Origin of the sequence: Streptomyces rimosus (genome assembly GCF_008704655.1) — a bacterium.
Classification (GTDB): domain Bacteria; phylum Actinomycetota; class Actinomycetes; order Streptomycetales; family Streptomycetaceae; genus Streptomyces; species Streptomyces rimosus.
Map to the genome: position 1 here is coordinate 8,990,341 of NZ_CP023688.1, position 16,194 is coordinate 9,006,534.

A 16,194-nucleotide genomic window follows, 5' to 3' on the forward strand; every position below is an offset into this window, starting at 1 on the left:
CGGTGTCTTCCCTCGGACGCGCCCGGTGGGGCATCGGCGCCCTCCTGGCGGGCGGCCTGCTCGTCAACTTCGCGGACCGTACGGTGCTGTCCGTCGCGGCGCCGCAGCTGGCCGACGAGTTCGGGTGGAGCCTGAGCCGGCTGGGCGTCGTCCTCGCGGCGTTCAGCTGGTCCTACGGGCTGGTCCAGCTGCCGGCCGGCGCGCTGGTGGACCGGATCGGCGTCAAGTGGCTCAACCGCGTCGCGGTGACGCTGTGGGGCGTGGCCAGCCTGCTGCTCGCGGTCGCGGGCGGGCTCGGCCTGATCATCGTCTCGCGGCTGCTGCTGGGCATCGCCGAGGGGCCCTTCATGCTCAGCGCCGCGAAGGCCACCGCCACGTGGTTCCCCACCGCCGAACGCGGCCGCGCGACCGCGCTCTTCGACGGGGCCACGAAACTGGCCAACGTCATCGGGCTGCCGGTGCTCGCCCTCGTGGTGAGCACCTGGGGCTGGCGCGCCGGATTCCAGTTCACCGGCGTGCTCAGCCTGCTGTTCGCCGCCGTGTGGTGGTGGCGCTACCGGGACCCGGCCGAACACCCCCGGCTGGGCGCCGCCGAGCGCGCGCACCTGGCGGCCGGCGGCGCGCGCGTCACCGACCGGCCGCGCGGCTCCGTCCTGCGCCCGGTGCTGCGCTCCGGCCGCCTGTGGACGATGGCGCTCGGCTTCGCCTGCTACGGCTACGCCATCAACGTCGTCCTGACCTGGATGCCGGAGTTCTTCCAGCGGCAGTTCGGCACCCGCACCCTGGGCTCCGGCCTGTACTCGGCGGTCCCCTGGATCGTGGCCACCGTCGCCGAACTCGCCCTCGGCGGCTGGCTGGCCGACCGTCTCGTACGGGGCGGACGCGACCCGATGAAGGTCCGCAGGACCGTGCTGACCTGCGGCCTCGCGGTGGGCGCGTCCGTCGGCCTCGCGGGTACGGCGCCCAACGGCCCGGCCGCCATGGGGTGGATGTCGCTCTCCCTCGGCGGGCTCGCGGTCGCGGCCCCGGCGGCCTGGAGCCTGCCCGGCCTGCTCGCGCCGCCCGGCGCGGTGGGCGCGGCCGGCGGGCTGATGAACTTCGCCAACGCCGCCGCCACCACGACGGGTGTGGTGTTCACCGGCTGGCTGGCGGAGGTGACCGGGTCGTTCGGCGCGCCCTTCGTGTTCGCCGCCGCCGTCCTGGGCGCCGGGATCCTGCTGTACCGGCGGCTGCTCGCGCCGCGTCCCGGGCAGGCGCCCGCGGCCGCGCCCCGCACGGAAGGAGACGAAGCCCTGGCCCTATAGCACACTTTCGGTTGGTACCGGGATTGCCGTGCGCATAACGCAAAGCGACTTTGCGATAATTTTCTGCTGGTGGTGATCTGCGCCTGTCGGCCTCCGGTTAGGCTGCCCAGTGCTTCGTTCGCGAGCGCTGGAGGGGTTTTGTGCACAGCGGTATGTCCGACCGGTACGAGCAGAGCGAGCGGTTTCTCCCGGGCATGCGCGTATTAGGCGGCGGGGCGAGGCTGCCGTGAGCGACTCCGTAACGTTGTCCGCCTGCCTGAAAAGACTGTCCTGGTCCCCGGACCGGCTCGCCCGCGAGATCAACCGGGTGTGCGGCGGGGGCACGATCAGCGACAAGGCTCCCTACAATTGGCTCAAAGGCTCCCTGCCGCGGCGTCAACTTCCCGAAATCGTGGCGAGAATTCTGTCCGAAAAGCTCGGGGAGCCGGTCACGGTCCGTGATCTCTGGCCGGACCGATTTCCGGCTCCGGTGGCCGAAAAGGCAACGCTCCCGCGGCAGCGTTCCGCGGGCATCGCGCCGGACCCGCTGCCCGCGCAGGACATGGTCGCCACCGCCGTGGACTGGCTCGTGGGCAACGACCCGCCCATGACCTGCCGGCTGCGCGGCGAGGAGGTCGATCCCCACATCCTGTCGGTGCTGGAGGACCGCAGCGCCCAGCTGCGCCGCCTCGGCGACGAGCGCGCCGGAGAGCTGGTCATGGACTGGGCGGTGCAGGAGCTGCGGTGGACCCGCAAGCTCATCGCCGAGTGCAGCTACGGCCGCGCGACCGGGCTGCGGCTGCACCGCACCGCCGCCGAACTCGCCCAGGTCGTCGGCTGGATGGCCGCCGACCTCGACATGGCCGGCCAGAGCGAGCGCCACCTCCTGGCCGCGCTGCGCTCCGCCCGTATCGCCGGGGACCGCGCGCTGGCCGCGTACGTCATCTCCTGCCTGAGCTACCGGTTCACCTGGAGCGGCCAGGGCCGGGAGGCGCTGCGGCTGATCCAGATCGCCCGCAAGGGCACCCAGGACGAGGCCCCCGGGCCGGGACAGGCGCTGCTGGCGAGCCGGCTGGCCAGGGCGTACGCCGCGCTGGGGGACGCGGTGGGCTGCCGCCGCGCCCTGGACGAGGCCCAGGAGCTGATCGAGGCCGACGGCGAGTGCCGTACCGAGCCGTGGGCGTCCTGGGTGACCCCCGCCGTACTGGTCGCCGACGCGGGCCGGTCCTGGTTGGATGTCGGCAGGTCCGCATGGGCGGAACGCCACCTGGTGCGCGGGCTGGAGCTGTTCGGCGAGAGCCAGCCGCTGAACCGGCTGCTGCACTGGACCTCACTGGCCGAGGCCCGGCTGGCGCACGGTGACGTGGACGGCGCCGCGGCCGCGACCTGGGAGGCGCTGGGGCTCTGGGAGCGGGTCACCTCGCACCGCGCCCGCGTCCGGCTGACCCGGCTGCGCAGCCGCTTCGCGCGCTGCGACGCGATGGTGGCCCGGCAGATCGCCCAGGACACGGCGGAGGTGCTCGACGAGGCGCGCCGGCTGGCCTCCTGCGGCTGAGCGCGGGCCGCGGCGGGAGCCGGTGCCGTACGGTTCCCGCCGCTGCGTGGCGCGGCCGGTGACGCGGCAGCGCGTCCCGCCCACCGGACCTCCGTGCCGCCCGGCCGGACCGTGACCGGGCAGTTGCGTCTGGAGGAGGGACACTTTGCACATCGCGTACGGAGTACCGCTGGCGCCGATGACCACGCTGCACCTGGGAGGCCCGGCCACCGCCCTCGCCGAACTGAGGGACCTCGCGGACTTCCCCGCCGTCGTCGCCTGGGCGAACCGGTACGGCACCGCGCCCTTCTGCCTCGGGCACGGCAGCAACGTCCTCGTCAGCGACGCGGGGAGCAGCCGCCCCGTACTGCGCCTGGCGACCCGCGGCGTCGAGGTGCGCGGGACCGCGCCCGACGGGCGGGTCCTGGTCGAGGCGCAGGTCGGCCACCCGCTGCGGGACCTGGTCGAGACGACCGTCGAAGAGGGCCTGTCCGGGCTGGAGATGCTCAGCGGCATCCCCGGCACGGTCGGTGCCACCCCGGTGCAGAACGTGGGCGCGTACGGCCAGGAGATCGGCGACTGCCTCGTGCGGGTACGGGCGTGGGACTGGAAGCTGGGCCGCGCGGTGACCCTGTCCGCCGCCGAATGCGCCCTGGGCCACCGCACCAGCAAGTTCAAGGGAACCACCCGCTGGACGCTGCTCACCCTGGTCCTCGCGCTGCGGCCGTCCCTGCTGAGCGCACCCATCACCTACCGCAGCGTCGCCGGCGTCCTGGACGTCCCGGTGGGCAGCCGGGTGCCGCTCCGGGACGCCGCGCGGGCCGTGCTGACCGTGCGCCGCGGCAAGGGCATGGTGCTGGAGGACTCCGGCATCGACCACCGTACGGTCGGCAGCGTCTTCCTGAGCCCCGAGGTCACCGGCGCGCAGCAGGCGCGGCTGCGCGCGGCCGGTGCCCCGCTGAACTCCTTCCCCGACGGCTCGACCCGGGTCAGCGCCAGCTGGCTGATCCACCGGGCCGGTTTCGGGCTGCGGACGGCCGTCGCCGACGGCGTCCGCGTCTCCTCCCGGCACTACACGCTGGTCGCGCGGTCGGGCGCGAGCGCGGCCAGCTTCGGGCAGGCCGTCGGCACCGTGCACCGCGCCGTCCTGCGGCACACCGGCGTGGCGCTCACCTCAGAAGTCGACTTCCTCGGCGACTCGCGGACGTACCCGCCCGGTTGGCCGTCACCAGCAGCACCAGCAGGTACGGCCCGCCCACCACGCCCGTGACGACGCCCACCGGCAACTCCACGGGGGTGAAGGCGTGTTCCGCGACGAAGTCGGACACCAGCGTCACCAGCGCACCCACCAGCGCCGACGCCGCCAGGGCCGGCCCGCCGTCGCGTACCAGGCGGCGGGCGACCGGCGCGGAGACCAGCGCCACGAACGCCACCGGGCCCGCCGCCGCGGTGGCCGTCGCCGCCAGCCCCACCCCGGTCAGCAGCAGCGCGAGCCGGCTCCGCTCGACCCACAGGCCCAGGCCCCGGGCCAGGTCGTCACCGAGGCACAGCACGTTCAGAGGACGGGCCAGCGCGGCAGCCGCCAGGGCCAGCGGCACCAGACAGCAGGCCAGCGTCGTGGTGTGCGTCCAGGTGCGGCCGCTGAGACTGCCGGTCAGCCAGATCAGCACCTGCTGCGCGTCCCAGACCGCCGCGCTGGTCATCAAGTACGAGACCAGGCTGGACAACAGGGCCGTCGCACCGATCCCGACCAGCACCAGCCGTTGGCCGGACAGCCCGCCGCGCCACGACAGCAGATAGATCGCCACGGCGGTGACCAGCGCCCCGGCCAGCGCACCCGCCGAGACCGCCATACCGCCGAGCCCCAGCGCCACGATGCAGGTCGCGGCCGCCGCGCTCGCGCCGGAGGTGATGCCGATGACGTCCGGGCTGGCCAGCGGATTGCGTACCAGACTCTGGAAGATCGCGCCCGACATGCCGAACCCCAGACCGGCCAGCAGCCCGGTGAGCACGCGGGGGAGCCGGATGTCGAGGACGAACAACTGGCTCTTCCAGTCCGCCCGGCCGGTGATCACACCGATCACCTCGGGCAGCGGTACGACGAAGTCGCCGACCACCAGCAGGGCGACGGCGGTCAGCAGCACCGCCAGGGCCAGCACGACCACCACGGGACGGGCGCGCCGCCGTCGCACGGCGCCGCGGACGCTCCTGGTCCGCACGCTCACGGCCGTCACAGCGCCGCCCCCTTCCGGCTGCGCACCATGGCGATGAGGACCGGCGCGCCGATCGCCGCCGTCACGATGCCCACCTGCACCTCGGTCGGCCGGATCACCAGCCGCCCCACCAGGTCCGCCAGCAGCACCAGCACCGGCGCCAGCACCATCGAATAGGGCAGCAGCCAGCGGTGATCGGCGCCGGTCAGCATGCGAGCCACATGCGGCACCGCCAGCCCCACGAACCCGATCGGCCCGGCCATCGCGGTCGCCGTGCCGCTCAGCAGCACCACCGCGAGCGCCGCGGCCAGGCGTACGCGCACCACTCGCTGTCCGAGCGCCCTGGCCGTGTCGTCGCCCAGCGCCAGCAGGTTGAGCGACCGGCCCAGCGCCAGCGCCAGCACCGCGCCGGCCACCACGAACGGCGCCCCCTGCCAGGCCACCGCCTCGTCCCGCCCGGCCAGCGACCCGACCTGCCAGAACCGGAACTGGTCGAACGCGCTGACATTCAGAAGCAGTACGGCCTGGGTGGCCGACGTGAGGACCGCGGTCGTCGCCGTCCCGGCCAGGACAAGCTTCAGCGGGGTCGCCCCGCTCGCGCCCATCGAACCCACCGCGTACACCACCGCGGCGGAGACGGCCGCGCCCGCCAGCCCGAACCACACATAACCCGACAGCGAGGTGACCCCGAAGAAGTTGATCCCGGCGACCACGAAGAGCGCCGCACCCGAATTGACGCCCAGCACACCGGGATCGGCCAGCGCGTTGCGGGCGACGCCCTGCATCACCGCGCCCGCCAGCCCGAGCGCCGCCCCCGCCAGCAGCCCGACGACGGTGCGCGGCAGCCGTAACGAGCGGATCACCAAGTGCTCGGTGTCGGACGGGTCGAAACGGAACAGGGCGTCCCCGACCGTATGCGCGGACAGCGGCTTGCTGCCCATCATCACGCCGGCCGTGGCCAGCGCCGCCAGGACGACGAGCGCCACCACGAGCCCGGCGGCCAGGCGTAACCGCCGGTGCGGCCAACGCCGGGGCGGGTCCGCGGGGTTCGCCCGCCCCGGCGGGGGCGGCGACTGAGTGATCTGTTCCGGTACATGTGCCACAGCAGGACTATGGAAAGGCTGGCCTAACTTCGCAAGGCCGTCCATGATCTTCGAGGGAAAGTGGTGCGAACCGACGAGAGAGGATCAGCCATGCTGCACACCGACGGTGCGCCGTGGAGCCGGCGGCGGCTCCTGGCCGGTGCGGCGGCCGTGGGAGCGGGCCTGGTGAGCGCGGGCTGCGCCCGCCCGGCCGCTGCCCGCCCCGAAGGACCCCGGCGGTGGGCGTTCACCGACGACACCCGTACGTCCGTCGGCGCGCCCCGGCGGCCCCGTACGGTCGTGGCGTACGCGACCGCCGCGGCGGCCCTGTGGGAGTACGGCATCCGTGCCGTCGGCGTGTACGGGGGCATCCAGACCAGCGGCGGGGGCGTCAACACCGCCATCCTGGGCGGCGTCGACCTGGACCGGACCACGCTGCTCGGCCGCACCTGGGGACAGGTCAACCTCGAAGTCCTGGGCAGGCTCGCCCCCGATCTCGTCGTCGACACCCTCCAGTTCGGTGCGCACCAGATAGAGCCCAACACCCTCGGTTTCGTAAGGCGGTTGGCCCCGGTCGTCGGCCTGGAGGTGTACCACACCGAGATCCCGCGGGCCGTCCACCGCTTCGCCCAGCTCGCCCACGCGCTCGGCGGCGAGGTCCGCGACCATGACCGTACGGCCTTCGAGGACGCCCGCCGCCGCCTGAAGAACACCATCAAGGCCCGCCCCCGCCTGCGCGTCCTGTTCGTCTCCGCGGACCCGGACGGCTTACGCGTGGCCCGCGAGGCATGGCCCGGCCTCCCCGACCTCAAGGGCCTCGGCCTCGATGTCGTCGTGCCGCCCACGGGCACCAGCGCCTACGCGCAGAAGCTCTCCTGGGAGGACGCCGACCGCTACCCCGCCGACCTGATCCTCATGGACGTCCGCACCAGCAGCCTCCAGCGCGACCAGCTCGCCACCAACCGCGTCTGGCAGAGCCTCCCGGCCGTCCGCGCCGGCCAGACCGCCCCCTGGAACCCCGAGCCCGTCATGACGTACCCCGCCATGACCCGCTTCTACAACGACCTGATCACGACACTGGAGCGCACCCACCGCCTGCCGGCCTGACCGCCCGCCCTCCGGCCCTCACGCGCCCCGCCAGATGTTGTCGAAGGCCGCCTTCTCCACGGTCCGCCGCTGCCGTACGGATTCCAGCTCCACCACCGCCTCGTTGACGGCGGCGAGCACGGTCAGCACGGCGTCGTCGGCGATGTCGGGCGCCTCGTCGCCGTCGGCCGCCCGGTCGCGGATTCCGGCGGCGGCCGCGAGGGCGGCGAGGACCGGCTCGCCCGAGGCCCAGCGGTCGGCGGCGTGACGGCGGGCCGGTGAGTCGACCGGCTCCACCCGGCCGCCCCGCGCGGGCACCCACCGGCGACGGCGCCGGGCCATCTGTCCTTCCGCCACGAGCACGCGCCGATAGACCTCCGACAGGCCGCGGCCCCGGCGCCACAGCCAGTCCTCGACCGACTCGTAGGGCTCCTGCCGTACCAGCGCGGCGGCGGCCTCGGACAGCAGGGGATCGCCCGGCGGCCTGCCCCCGCCGGGCACGATGCGGTCGCCGTCCAGCGTGAGGGCGCCGGCCTCCAGCAGATCGATCACCTCGGCCCCGGCGAGCGCGAGCGACAGGTCGCCCGGCTCCACGGCGCGGCCGGCCCCCGCTTCCACGGCGGTGATCGACAGGTCCCGGGGTGTGGTCATCAGCGGCTCCGGAGTGCGGGCGTCGGGCGGGACAGCGCCGACTGTAACCGTGCCGGGCGGGCCGCACACGCCCTCCGTAAGGCGTAACCCGCCTTGATTGGCGCGCGGCTGGTGACCAAACACGGCCTGAGCCTGTCCCGACAGGCGATCAGCCGGCATCCGGCCGTCCTGGAATCCGCCGGTCTGGTCGCCACACGCCGCCAGGGCCGCTACAGGTTCCACGACCTGAACACCCGGCCCCTGGAGCACATCGGCGCTGCGCTTCTGCACCGACGTCCTGGGCTTCCAGAAGAAGCACGACATCCCGATGGGCGAGGCCCGCTGGCTCACCCTCGTCTCCCCGGAGGCCCCCGACGGCACCGAACTCCTGCTGGAGCCCTCCGGCCATCCCGCGGTCCCGCCGTACAAGACGGCCCTGGCCCAGGACGGCATCCCGGCCGCTTCCTTCGCCGTGGACGACGTCCGGGCGGAGTACGACCGGCTACGCGAGCTCGGGACGGAGTTCACCCAGGAGGCGCTGGAGGTGGGCGGTGTCACCACCGCGGTGCTGGACGACGCCTGCGGCAATCTGATTCTGATCGTGCAAGGGGCGTAGGGGGCGTAGGGAGCGGGCGCGAGGCGGGTACGGGAGGCTTTCGGCCGAGGTGGCCGCCGCATCGTGCCCCCGGGATCAGTGCTTCAGCGCGAACTTGAGGGCCACGATCAGCAGACCGATCACGAGGTTGACCGCGTCGGTGAGGACCACTTGGCGCGGGACGGCGCCGGCGCGCCGCGCGGCAGCGGTGGCCCAGCCCATCTGGCTGATCAGCGCGACGGCGAGGGCGAGCCAAAACGCGCCCTGGATGTCGAGGCCCAGCAGGGGACTGACCAGCACGGCGACCGTGGACGGCACGGCGGCCTCCACGATGGGCCACTCCTCACGGCACACGTGCAGCACGGTCGCCCTGTTCAGGGTGCGCTGCGCCATACGGGCGCCGAAGAGCTGGGCATGGACGTGCGCCAGCCAGAAGACGACCCCGGTGGCCAGCAGCAGCAACGCCAGCTCCAGCCTCGGGAAGGCGCCGAGCGTACTGGCCCCGACCACGACGGAGGCGGCGAGCAGCGAACCGTAGACGCCACCGGTGTAGTCGGCGTGCGTTCGACGTGCTGCCCTTCGCCCCCGAGCCTGCGCCCTGAACTTCTCCAGCATCCTTCGCCCCCGAGGTCAGCGAACCGGACACGCGGCGCCCACCATCGTGCCGCTCTGTGCACGGCCAGGACAGCCTCAGCTCGGAAAGCCGGCGGCTACGGCTCCACGGCGGTCGGCTTCTCGGCCCGGAGGTCGCTGACGAAGCCGCCCTTGATCACGCGCATCCAGTAGGCGTGCGACCGGCTCGCCGGGGGAACGCCGGGGTTGCGCTCCAGCTTGCGGTCCATCGAGGTGGCTCCGGCCGGGGCGTCCCGCTGGAACGTGTAGGGGTGCCACAGGTCGATCTCGCTGCTGTAGAAGGGCTTGCGCTCCATCAGGAGAACCCGGTCCGGGTTGCCCTGCGCGGGTTCCCAGGTGACGCGGACGGTGGCCGCGTCGAGCCGGGTGACGGACGTCAGCGCCGGCGCCTTCGGGATCAACGAGGAGGCGCCGGGCTTGACGGCGTCGCTGCGGATCGTGCGTGGCACGGACGGCTCGTAGTATTCCGGGTTCTCCAGCTTGCCGACCACGCTGAGCGTTTCGGGAGCCGGTCCCTGCCCGCCTGAACACGCGTCGACCTGGGCGACCTTCAGCCAGCCGCCGGAGAACCTCACGAAGTCCTCCTTCTGAACCGGCAGTTCGCGGGCGCTGCCGGCGACGACACCTCGCACGGAGTAGGCGTAGCGGGAGTCGTCGGAGCGGACCACCTGGTAGCTGCACCGGTCCACGGCCGCGGCGCGCGCGTCGATGGCGGGGGCCGACGGAGCCGCGGCGGCGACGCCCGCGCCCGAGGCAAGGGCCCCGAGACTCAGCGTGCAGGAGGCTATGGCGGCGGTGATACGACGGGGCATGCATCCTCCGGTGGCATTCAACGGCCCTGGGGAACCGGCGAACAGATGACGATCGGGAGCACCGATCGGGACGGGACGCTACCGGCAAATGATGGTCAAGGCGATACCAAGGAGAAGTAAAGCCGGGGTTATGTGTCAACTTGGCTCACGTCGTGCTCCAGGCAACGAGTTGTCCTCCCGCAACTCGTCGGGGGAGTCGAAAGCGAGGGCCTGTACGGCGCCGGCAGGCGGCTGCCGAGGCCGGCGTGATCGCCGCGCTTTCAGATCACCCGGAACAGGTCCGCCGCCACCTGCACATCCATGAAGTCCTCCACGGAGCGGAGGTTGTCGCTCAGGGTGTCCAGGACCGAGTCGGTCTCGGCGGCGCGGGGGGCGCCGATGGCCACGCCGAAGACGCGGAAGTCCAGGCGGTGCTTGGCGTTGTTCCAGTCGCGCATCCATGTCTCGGTGACGTCGCACTCGTCGTCGGTGAGCATGACGATGTCGCCGCGGGCGCGGGCGGCGTTGTCGAACTCCTCCTCCAGTAGTCCGACGGCCGCGGACAGGGGGCTTTGGTAGCTGGTGCCGCCGCCGAGGAAGGTTTCCGCGAAGTCGAGCACCCGGGCGGTGGGGGCGGGCTCCCCGGCCGGGAAGCGGAAGACCCGGAGTCTGCCGGCGGAGGAGAAGAGGATGCCGACGAAGTCGCGCTTCGCGTGGCGGGCCTGGTCCAGCAGCGCGAGGGCGCACGCCTTGGCCCACGCTTCGCGGGTGCCGCCGCCGGGCCCTTCCATGTACATGGAGTGCGAGGTGTCGACGCACGCGATGATGGCGCCCCGGCCGGTGGCCCGCTCACCCTGGCTGTCGTAGAGCATCAGCTCTCCGGCGGCGTAGCGCGCGGCGAACACCGCGCGCAGTTCGGGCAGGCCGAGGTTGGCCAGCTCGGAGGGGATGACGCGGGAGAGGTCGTCGCCGAGGGTGACGCCGATCAGCTCCCCGGTGGCGTTCTCGACCTTGCGGGCGCGTTCGCCGTCGGCCATCTGCCGGAAGCGGCCGATCAGCTCGGCCCACCGGGCGAGGCGGCTGGTGCGCAGCCGCTCGGCGAGCCGGGCGCGCTCGTCGTACGGCAGCCGCTCCAGCTCGCCGGGGCCGACGCCCCACGCCCGCATCAGCGCCGCCTCCTCCCGTACGGTTCCGGCGGCCTGCGCCACGGCCTTCCGCGCGGTGGGGCGGAGGCCGGGGGCCGTTGCCGCGAGGGTCTGCCCGGCGCCCTGGGCGGCCCGTCGCGCGGCGGCGCCGGCGGCCTCGGCCGAGTCGATCGCCCGTCGTACGGCCTCGGCGGCCGGAGCGGGCACGGTGCCGTCCGCACCGGTCCCAGCGGCGGCCTGCTGAAGCGCCGCATCCACCGCGGCCGCCGCGCCTTCGGCGTCCTGCCGGGCCTTCGCCGCCCGCTCGGCCTGCTCCCGGGCGGGCCGGAAGCGTTCCAGCATGTCGCGTAGCGCGGTGGCCTGGGCGAGTACGGCCATGGCGGCGGCGTACGGGTCGCCGGCCGTCTCCCGGTGCAGCTCGGCGAACTCCGGTGACTCCACGAGAGAGTTGATGATCTGGTGGTTGACCAGCCGGGAGGGGGCCATCTCCGCGCGCTCGCGCAGCCGGGGGCCGACCTTGTAGGCGGCCAGGAACGCGTCGGCCAAAAGGTCGGCGGCGTGGTCGTGGCGCTCGGCCAGCTCCTCGGCCAGCTCACGCAGCCCCGCCGACTGCGCGTAGGTGTCGCGCCACGCGATCTGCTCGAACGGGTCCGCGACCACGGCCGCGGTGTGCCCCTCGGCAGCGGTGGGGGACCGGCCCAGCCACGTCCCGGCCCGGTTCGCCAGCTCGTCGAGCCTGCTCGGTGTCCCGCTCATATCCGTATCCCGGCCGGCCGTGTTCAGAGCTGGGCCTGTACCGTGCTCGCGTCCACGCCGAGGGCTTCGGTGAGCACCCGGGCGCGGACGGCGCGCTGGCGGCCGGCGACCCGTTCGATGGCGGTGGTCGAGCGGCCGGCGCCCGCCGCCTCCGCGCGCAGGCGCTCCAGCCGCTTGCCCGCCCTGGCGAGCGTGTTGTGGGCGTTCTTGATGACCCACTCGCTCAGCGCCTCGCGGGACTGCCCGGCCATGGCGTCGAGCTGGGCCTCCAGCTCGTCGATGGTGTCGGCCAGGTCGAGCGCTTCCTTGGCGTCGGGATTGACCAGGTGCAGCACCTCGCGTTCGACGGTCGGGCGCTGGGCGGGGGAGTCCCACAGCACATGCGTCAGCACCGACAGATCGGCTTCGGCGACCGCCGGGCGGCCGTCGAGGTACGCGGACGCCTGGAGCAGCCCCACCGCCTGCCGCCAGCGGCGGTCCGAGGCGACGAGCTCCTTGCGGCGCAGGGCGGCGCGCAGCGTGCACACGGCGTCCACGATGGCGTCGGGCACGTCCACCGCGGGGACGGCTTCGGTCACGGCGTGCTGCAACGCGGCCAGCTCGACGGTCGTCCGTGCCGGTGCCGCCGGGCGGCTGACGGCGGAGCGGACCAGCGCGGCGAAGTTCGAGGGGTCTTCCAGGTAGCCGACCTCGATCCGCACCAGCAGCCGGTCGTAGATCGCGGCCGCGTCCTCCCCGCCGGGCAGTTCGTTGCTCGCCGTGATGGCGCCGATCAGCGGGCAGCGGACCGGCGCGCCGCCGTTCTCGGGGTGGTAGATCCGCTCGTTGAGGTAGCCCAGCGTCTCGTTGAGCGCGGCCGTCGAGCATTTGAATATCTCGTCGATGAACGCCACATGCGCGGTCGTGGCACGCCCGTCGTAGACCTGGCGGTACTCGCCCCGGGCCAGCGCGGCGACGTCGATGGGCCCGAACATCCGCGTCGGCGCGGTGAACTTGGACAGCAGGATCTCCCAGTAGGAGGCCCCGTCGATCCGGCCGGTGAGCTCCCGGGCCAGTTCGGACTTCGCCGTCCCGGGCGGCCCGAGCACCAACGAGTGCCGCCCGGCCAGCAGCGTCACCACCAGCGTCCGCACCACGTCGTCCCGCTCGTAGAACCGCTCCGACAGTTCCCCGCAGACGGCCCGCAGCCGCTTGGCGGTGTCCTGCGCGTCCGGTGCGCCCATGGTCAACTCCTCGCTGTGGTGCCCTGGTGGGCGCGGGGCGGTTTGTCGTCCGGGAAAGATTACGTGGGGGCCGGGGCGCGCTCCTTTGGAGCCTCGGAGGCGTCGTCGTCCGGTGCCGCTCCCCGGGGTGGCGCAGGCGTCCACCCCGTACCGCGAGCTGAAAGGCAGTCACGTGACCGCACAGCACCACGCCGCAAGCCCCGGCCGGCCCGGCCGTGCCGCCGAGACCCGCCACTGGTGGCGGCAGGCCGTCGTCTACCAGGTGTATCCGCGCAGCTTCGCCGACTCCGACGGTGACGGCATCGGCGACCTGCCCGGTGTGACCTCCCGGCTCGGCCACCTCGCCGGCCTCGGGGTGGACGCCGTCTGGCTCAGTCCCTTCTATCCGTCCCAACTCGCCGACGGCGGCTACGACGTGGCCGACTACCGCGATGTCGACCCGCGCCTGGGCACCCTCGACGACTTCGACGCGCTGGTCGCCGAGGCCCACCGGCTGGGCCTGAAGGTCATGGTCGACATCGTGCCCAACCACTCCTCCGACCAGCACCGCTGGTTCCAGGAGGCGCTGCGGTCCGGCCCCGGCTCGGCGGCCCGGGAGCGGTACGTCTTCCGTGAGGGCAAAGGTGAGGACGGCGAACTGCCGCCCACCGACTGGGTGTCGTGCTTCGGCGGCCCCGCCTGGACCCGGCTGCCCGACGGCTGGTGGTACCTGCATCTCTTCGCCCCGCAGCAGCCCGACTTCAACTGGGACAACCCCGAGGTCCGCGCGGAGTTCCGCACGACGCTGCGCTTCTGGTCCGACCGCGGGGTGGACGGCTTCCGGGTCGACGTGGCGCACGGCCTGGCCAAGGACCTGGCCGCGCCGCTCCGCGACATCGGCACCGTCGAGGCGTACGACCCGCAGGACCTGCCCGAGGACGGCAGCCACCCCTTCTGGGACCGCGACGAGGTGCACGACATCTTCCGCGAGTGGCGCACGGTCTTCGACGCCTACGACCCGCCGCGGATCGCGGTCGCCGAGGCGTGGGTACGCAACTCCCGCCGCACCGCCTACGCCACGCCCCAGGAGCTGGGCCAGGCGTTCAACTTCGACTTCCTGGAGGCGTCGCTGCACGCGGGCGAACTGCGCGCCTCCATCGACACCGCGCTGGCCGGGGCGCGGGCGGCCGGGGCCACCGCGACCTGGGTGCTCTCCAACCACGACGTGATCCGGCACGCTTCCCGGCACGGCCTGCCGGAGGGCTGCGACGCGGAGGCGTGGCTGCTCTCCGACGGACGGCAGCCGCCCCTCGACCGGGAGTACGGGCTGCGCCGGGCGCTCGCCGCGACCCTGCTGATGCTCGCGCTGCCCGGCGCCGGATACCTCTACCAGGGCGAGGAACTGGGCCTGCCCGAGGTCGCCGACCTCGACCGCGGCGCTTTGCAGGACCCGGTGTGGACCCGCAGCCAGGGCCGGTCGAAGGGCCGGGACGGCTGCCGGGTGCCGCTGCCCTGGCGGCGCACCGGAAGCTCGTACGGCTTCGGCAGCGGCGGGTCCTGGCTGCCACAGCCGCCGTACTGGGGCGAACTGTCCGTGGAGGCGCAGGAGGGGCGGCCGACGGCGCCCTTGGAGCTGTACCGGAAGGCGTTGCACCTGCGCCGGGAGTTGCTCGCGGACGAAGCGCTGGAGTGGGTCGGTGACGACGAGGCGGTTGCCGGGGGACTGCTGCACTTCCGGCGTTCGGGCGGGTGGCACTGCCTGGCCAATCTCTCGGACACGCCACGGCCGCTGCCCGCCGGCACGCTACTGCTGTCCTCCGCGCCCGTCACCGGCGACGAGCTGCCGCCGTGGACGACGGCCTGGGTGCGTACGGCGACGGACTGAGCCGGGGCCGGCCCCGAGGCGGCACGGGGGTGCGGGAGCGGGCCGGGTGGCGGCCGGCCGGTAGGGCCACCTGCCCCCGCCCCGCCCGCCGGGCGGCGACGGCATCGGAGCCCTCTCGCCTGATCCAATTCTGAGGAGTTTGTGTAAAGATTCCCTGCCCGGCCCGGGTGGGCCGGGGTGTAAAGGGGAAAATTCGTGAGATCAACGACCCTCAGATCCGCCGTCGGCACGGTGCTCACCGTCGCCACGGCGGCCGTACTGCTGCCCGCTGTGCCCGCGACGGCGGCCCCCCGCACCGGCGGGGTGGACCAGGCCACCGCAGAAACGTTCAGCCGCACCGCCGACGCCCTGCTGACGCAGCGCACGGCCGCGCTGCTCGACACCCGCTCCGGGCGGATAGCCCCGCTGCCCCGCAAGCAGGTGCGCCTGTCGGCGGGCCTGGCGCGCTCCGAGAACGCCGGGGTCGCCACCCTGCGCGCCCGCAAGCAGCGGCTCGCCGCCCTCGGGGAGGCATACACCGCCGCCGACACCAAGGTCACCGTGGACGGCACCCGGCTCACCGGCCGGCGCGCCACGGTCGAGGTGACCGAGAGCACCACGCTCACGTACAAGAAGATCCGCGGCGACGAACCGGGCACCACCGGCTTCAAGGCCCGCCACGAGCTCGACTTCACCGCCGTCCCGGGCGGGACGTGGGAGCTGACGGGCATCCGCTCCAAGGACGACGGGCCCGGCGCGATCAACGCCCCGGCGCTGCGGGCGGCGGCGGTCGCGGACGACGGGAACACCATGCCCAGCGCGCCGCCCGCCTCGACCTCCCGGCCCCTGCGGGCCGCGCCCCGCAAGCAGCTGACCGGCGGGTACGACTACGCCGCGATGGCCGCGTACACGGAGAAGTACTGGCGGAACTACAACCCCGAGTACCGCAAGTTCAACGCGGACGGCGGCGACTGCACCAACTTCCTCAGCCAGGCCCTGAAGGCCGGCGGCTGGAAGCCCGAGGGCGGGGCCACGTCGGACTACCGCAAGTGGTGGTACGACGCGGGCGGCCAGTCCGACAGCTGGCTCGGGGTCAACGAGTGGTCCTGGTACGCGCTGAACTCCAAGCGCGTGACCAGTCTGTCGAACGTCTACCAGATGGACATCGGCGACGTCATGCAAATGGACTTCGACGGTGACGGGTCCAAGGACCACTCCATGATGACGACGTACCGCAGCAGCTACGGCGTGCCGTACCTGACGTACCACTCGACCAACACCTACCGGAAGTCGGTGGCGAGCATCATCGCGTCCTACCCGGACGCGGTCTACTACGCCTACCGCACCTGACGGCCCGGCCGGGCGGCGCGCGGGAAGGTG

The 16,194-nt window shown here is 73.3% G+C and carries 14 protein-coding genes and 1 pseudogene; 8 read left to right on the forward strand and 7 right to left on the reverse strand.

What is annotated here, in order from left to right; genetic code table 11:
- The first annotated feature begins 2 nt into the window (after positions 1 to 2).
- From CP984_RS39405 to CP984_RS39415, 3 genes are all read left to right on the forward strand, one after another.
- Entirely contained in the window at positions 3 to 1,304 is a 1,302-nt protein-coding gene (locus tag CP984_RS39405; protein ID WP_003980474.1) for an MFS transporter, read from the forward strand.
- A gap of 226 nt (positions 1,305 to 1,530) precedes the next feature.
- Positions 1,531 to 2,838, forward strand: coding sequence for a hypothetical protein (locus CP984_RS39410; RefSeq protein WP_003980475.1), 1,308 nt, complete (start codon positions 1,531 to 1,533; stop codon positions 2,836 to 2,838).
- A gap of 145 nt (positions 2,839 to 2,983) precedes the next feature.
- Entirely contained in the window at positions 2,984 to 4,087 is a 1,104-nt protein-coding gene (locus CP984_RS39415; protein WP_003980476.1) for a UDP-N-acetylmuramate dehydrogenase, read from the forward strand.
- On the opposite strand, the gene CP984_RS39420 is transcribed toward CP984_RS39415, so the two are convergent.
- Both CP984_RS39420 and CP984_RS39425 read right to left on the reverse strand, forming a co-directional pair.
- Entirely contained in the window at positions 3,987 to 5,042 is a 1,056-nt protein-coding gene (locus tag CP984_RS39420; protein WP_371281636.1) for a FecCD family ABC transporter permease, read from the reverse strand. The genes CP984_RS39415 and CP984_RS39420 overlap by 101 nt on opposite strands.
- A gap of 5 nt (positions 5,043 to 5,047) precedes the next feature.
- Positions 5,048 to 6,019, reverse strand: a complete 972-nt coding sequence (locus CP984_RS39425) for a FecCD family ABC transporter permease (RefSeq protein WP_003980478.1) — start codon at positions 6,017 to 6,019, stop codon at positions 5,048 to 5,050.
- Positions 6,020 to 6,223: 204 nt separating this feature from the next.
- Between CP984_RS39425 and CP984_RS39430 the strand changes: the two genes are divergently transcribed.
- On the forward strand, positions 6,224 to 7,219 hold the full coding sequence (locus CP984_RS39430; RefSeq protein ID WP_003980479.1) for an ABC transporter substrate-binding protein: 996 nt from the start codon (positions 6,224 to 6,226) through the stop codon (positions 7,217 to 7,219).
- Positions 7,220 to 7,237: 18 nt separating this feature from the next.
- Here the strand turns inward: CP984_RS39430 and CP984_RS39435 are convergent, their stop codons facing one another.
- Positions 7,238 to 7,849, reverse strand: a complete 612-nt coding sequence (locus tag CP984_RS39435; RefSeq protein WP_003980480.1) for a GPP34 family phosphoprotein — start codon at positions 7,847 to 7,849, stop codon at positions 7,238 to 7,240.
- Between the two features lie 96 nt (positions 7,850 to 7,945).
- Here CP984_RS39435 and CP984_RS42450 point away from each other — a divergent pair.
- Positions 7,946 to 8,140, forward strand: a pseudogene (locus CP984_RS42450) (ArsR/SmtB family transcription factor); the annotation flags it as partial.
- Entirely contained in the window at positions 8,106 to 8,444 is a 339-nt protein-coding gene (locus CP984_RS39445) for a VOC family protein (protein ID WP_050504653.1), read from the forward strand. The pseudogene CP984_RS42450 and the gene CP984_RS39445, both read left to right, overlap by 35 nt.
- Before the next feature lie 75 nt (positions 8,445 to 8,519).
- On the opposite strand, the gene CP984_RS39450 is transcribed toward CP984_RS39445, so the two are convergent.
- The 4 genes from CP984_RS39450 to CP984_RS39465 all read right to left on the reverse strand — a co-directional run bounded on the left by CP984_RS39450 (position 8,520) and on the right by CP984_RS39465 (position 12,971).
- Positions 8,520 to 9,038, reverse strand: coding sequence for a hypothetical protein (locus tag CP984_RS39450; RefSeq protein ID WP_003980482.1), 519 nt, complete (start codon positions 9,036 to 9,038; stop codon positions 8,520 to 8,522).
- Positions 9,039 to 9,133: 95 nt separating this feature from the next.
- Positions 9,134 to 9,868 (reverse strand): hypothetical protein, encoded by a 735-nt coding sequence (locus CP984_RS39455; protein ID WP_003980483.1) that lies wholly within the window; start codon positions 9,866 to 9,868, stop codon positions 9,134 to 9,136.
- A 260-nt stretch (positions 9,869 to 10,128) separates the two neighbouring features.
- Positions 10,129 to 11,748, reverse strand: coding sequence for a VWA domain-containing protein (locus CP984_RS39460; RefSeq protein ID WP_003980484.1), 1,620 nt, complete (start codon positions 11,746 to 11,748; stop codon positions 10,129 to 10,131).
- 23 nt (positions 11,749 to 11,771) lie between these two features.
- Positions 11,772 to 12,971, reverse strand: a complete 1,200-nt coding sequence (locus CP984_RS39465; RefSeq protein ID WP_003980485.1) for an AAA family ATPase — start codon at positions 12,969 to 12,971, stop codon at positions 11,772 to 11,774.
- Positions 12,972 to 13,143: 172 nt separating this feature from the next.
- On the opposite strand from CP984_RS39465, the gene CP984_RS39470 reads away from it, so the two are divergent.
- Positions 13,144 to 14,835: a glycoside hydrolase family 13 protein gene (locus tag CP984_RS39470; protein WP_050504655.1), complete on the forward strand. Its 1,692-nt coding sequence runs from the start codon at positions 13,144 to 13,146 to the stop codon at positions 14,833 to 14,835.
- A gap of 195 nt (positions 14,836 to 15,030) precedes the next feature.
- Positions 15,031 to 16,164, forward strand: coding sequence for an amidase domain-containing protein (locus CP984_RS39475; protein WP_226048754.1), 1,134 nt, complete (start codon positions 15,031 to 15,033; stop codon positions 16,162 to 16,164).
- Positions 16,165 to 16,194: the final 30 nt, after the last annotated feature.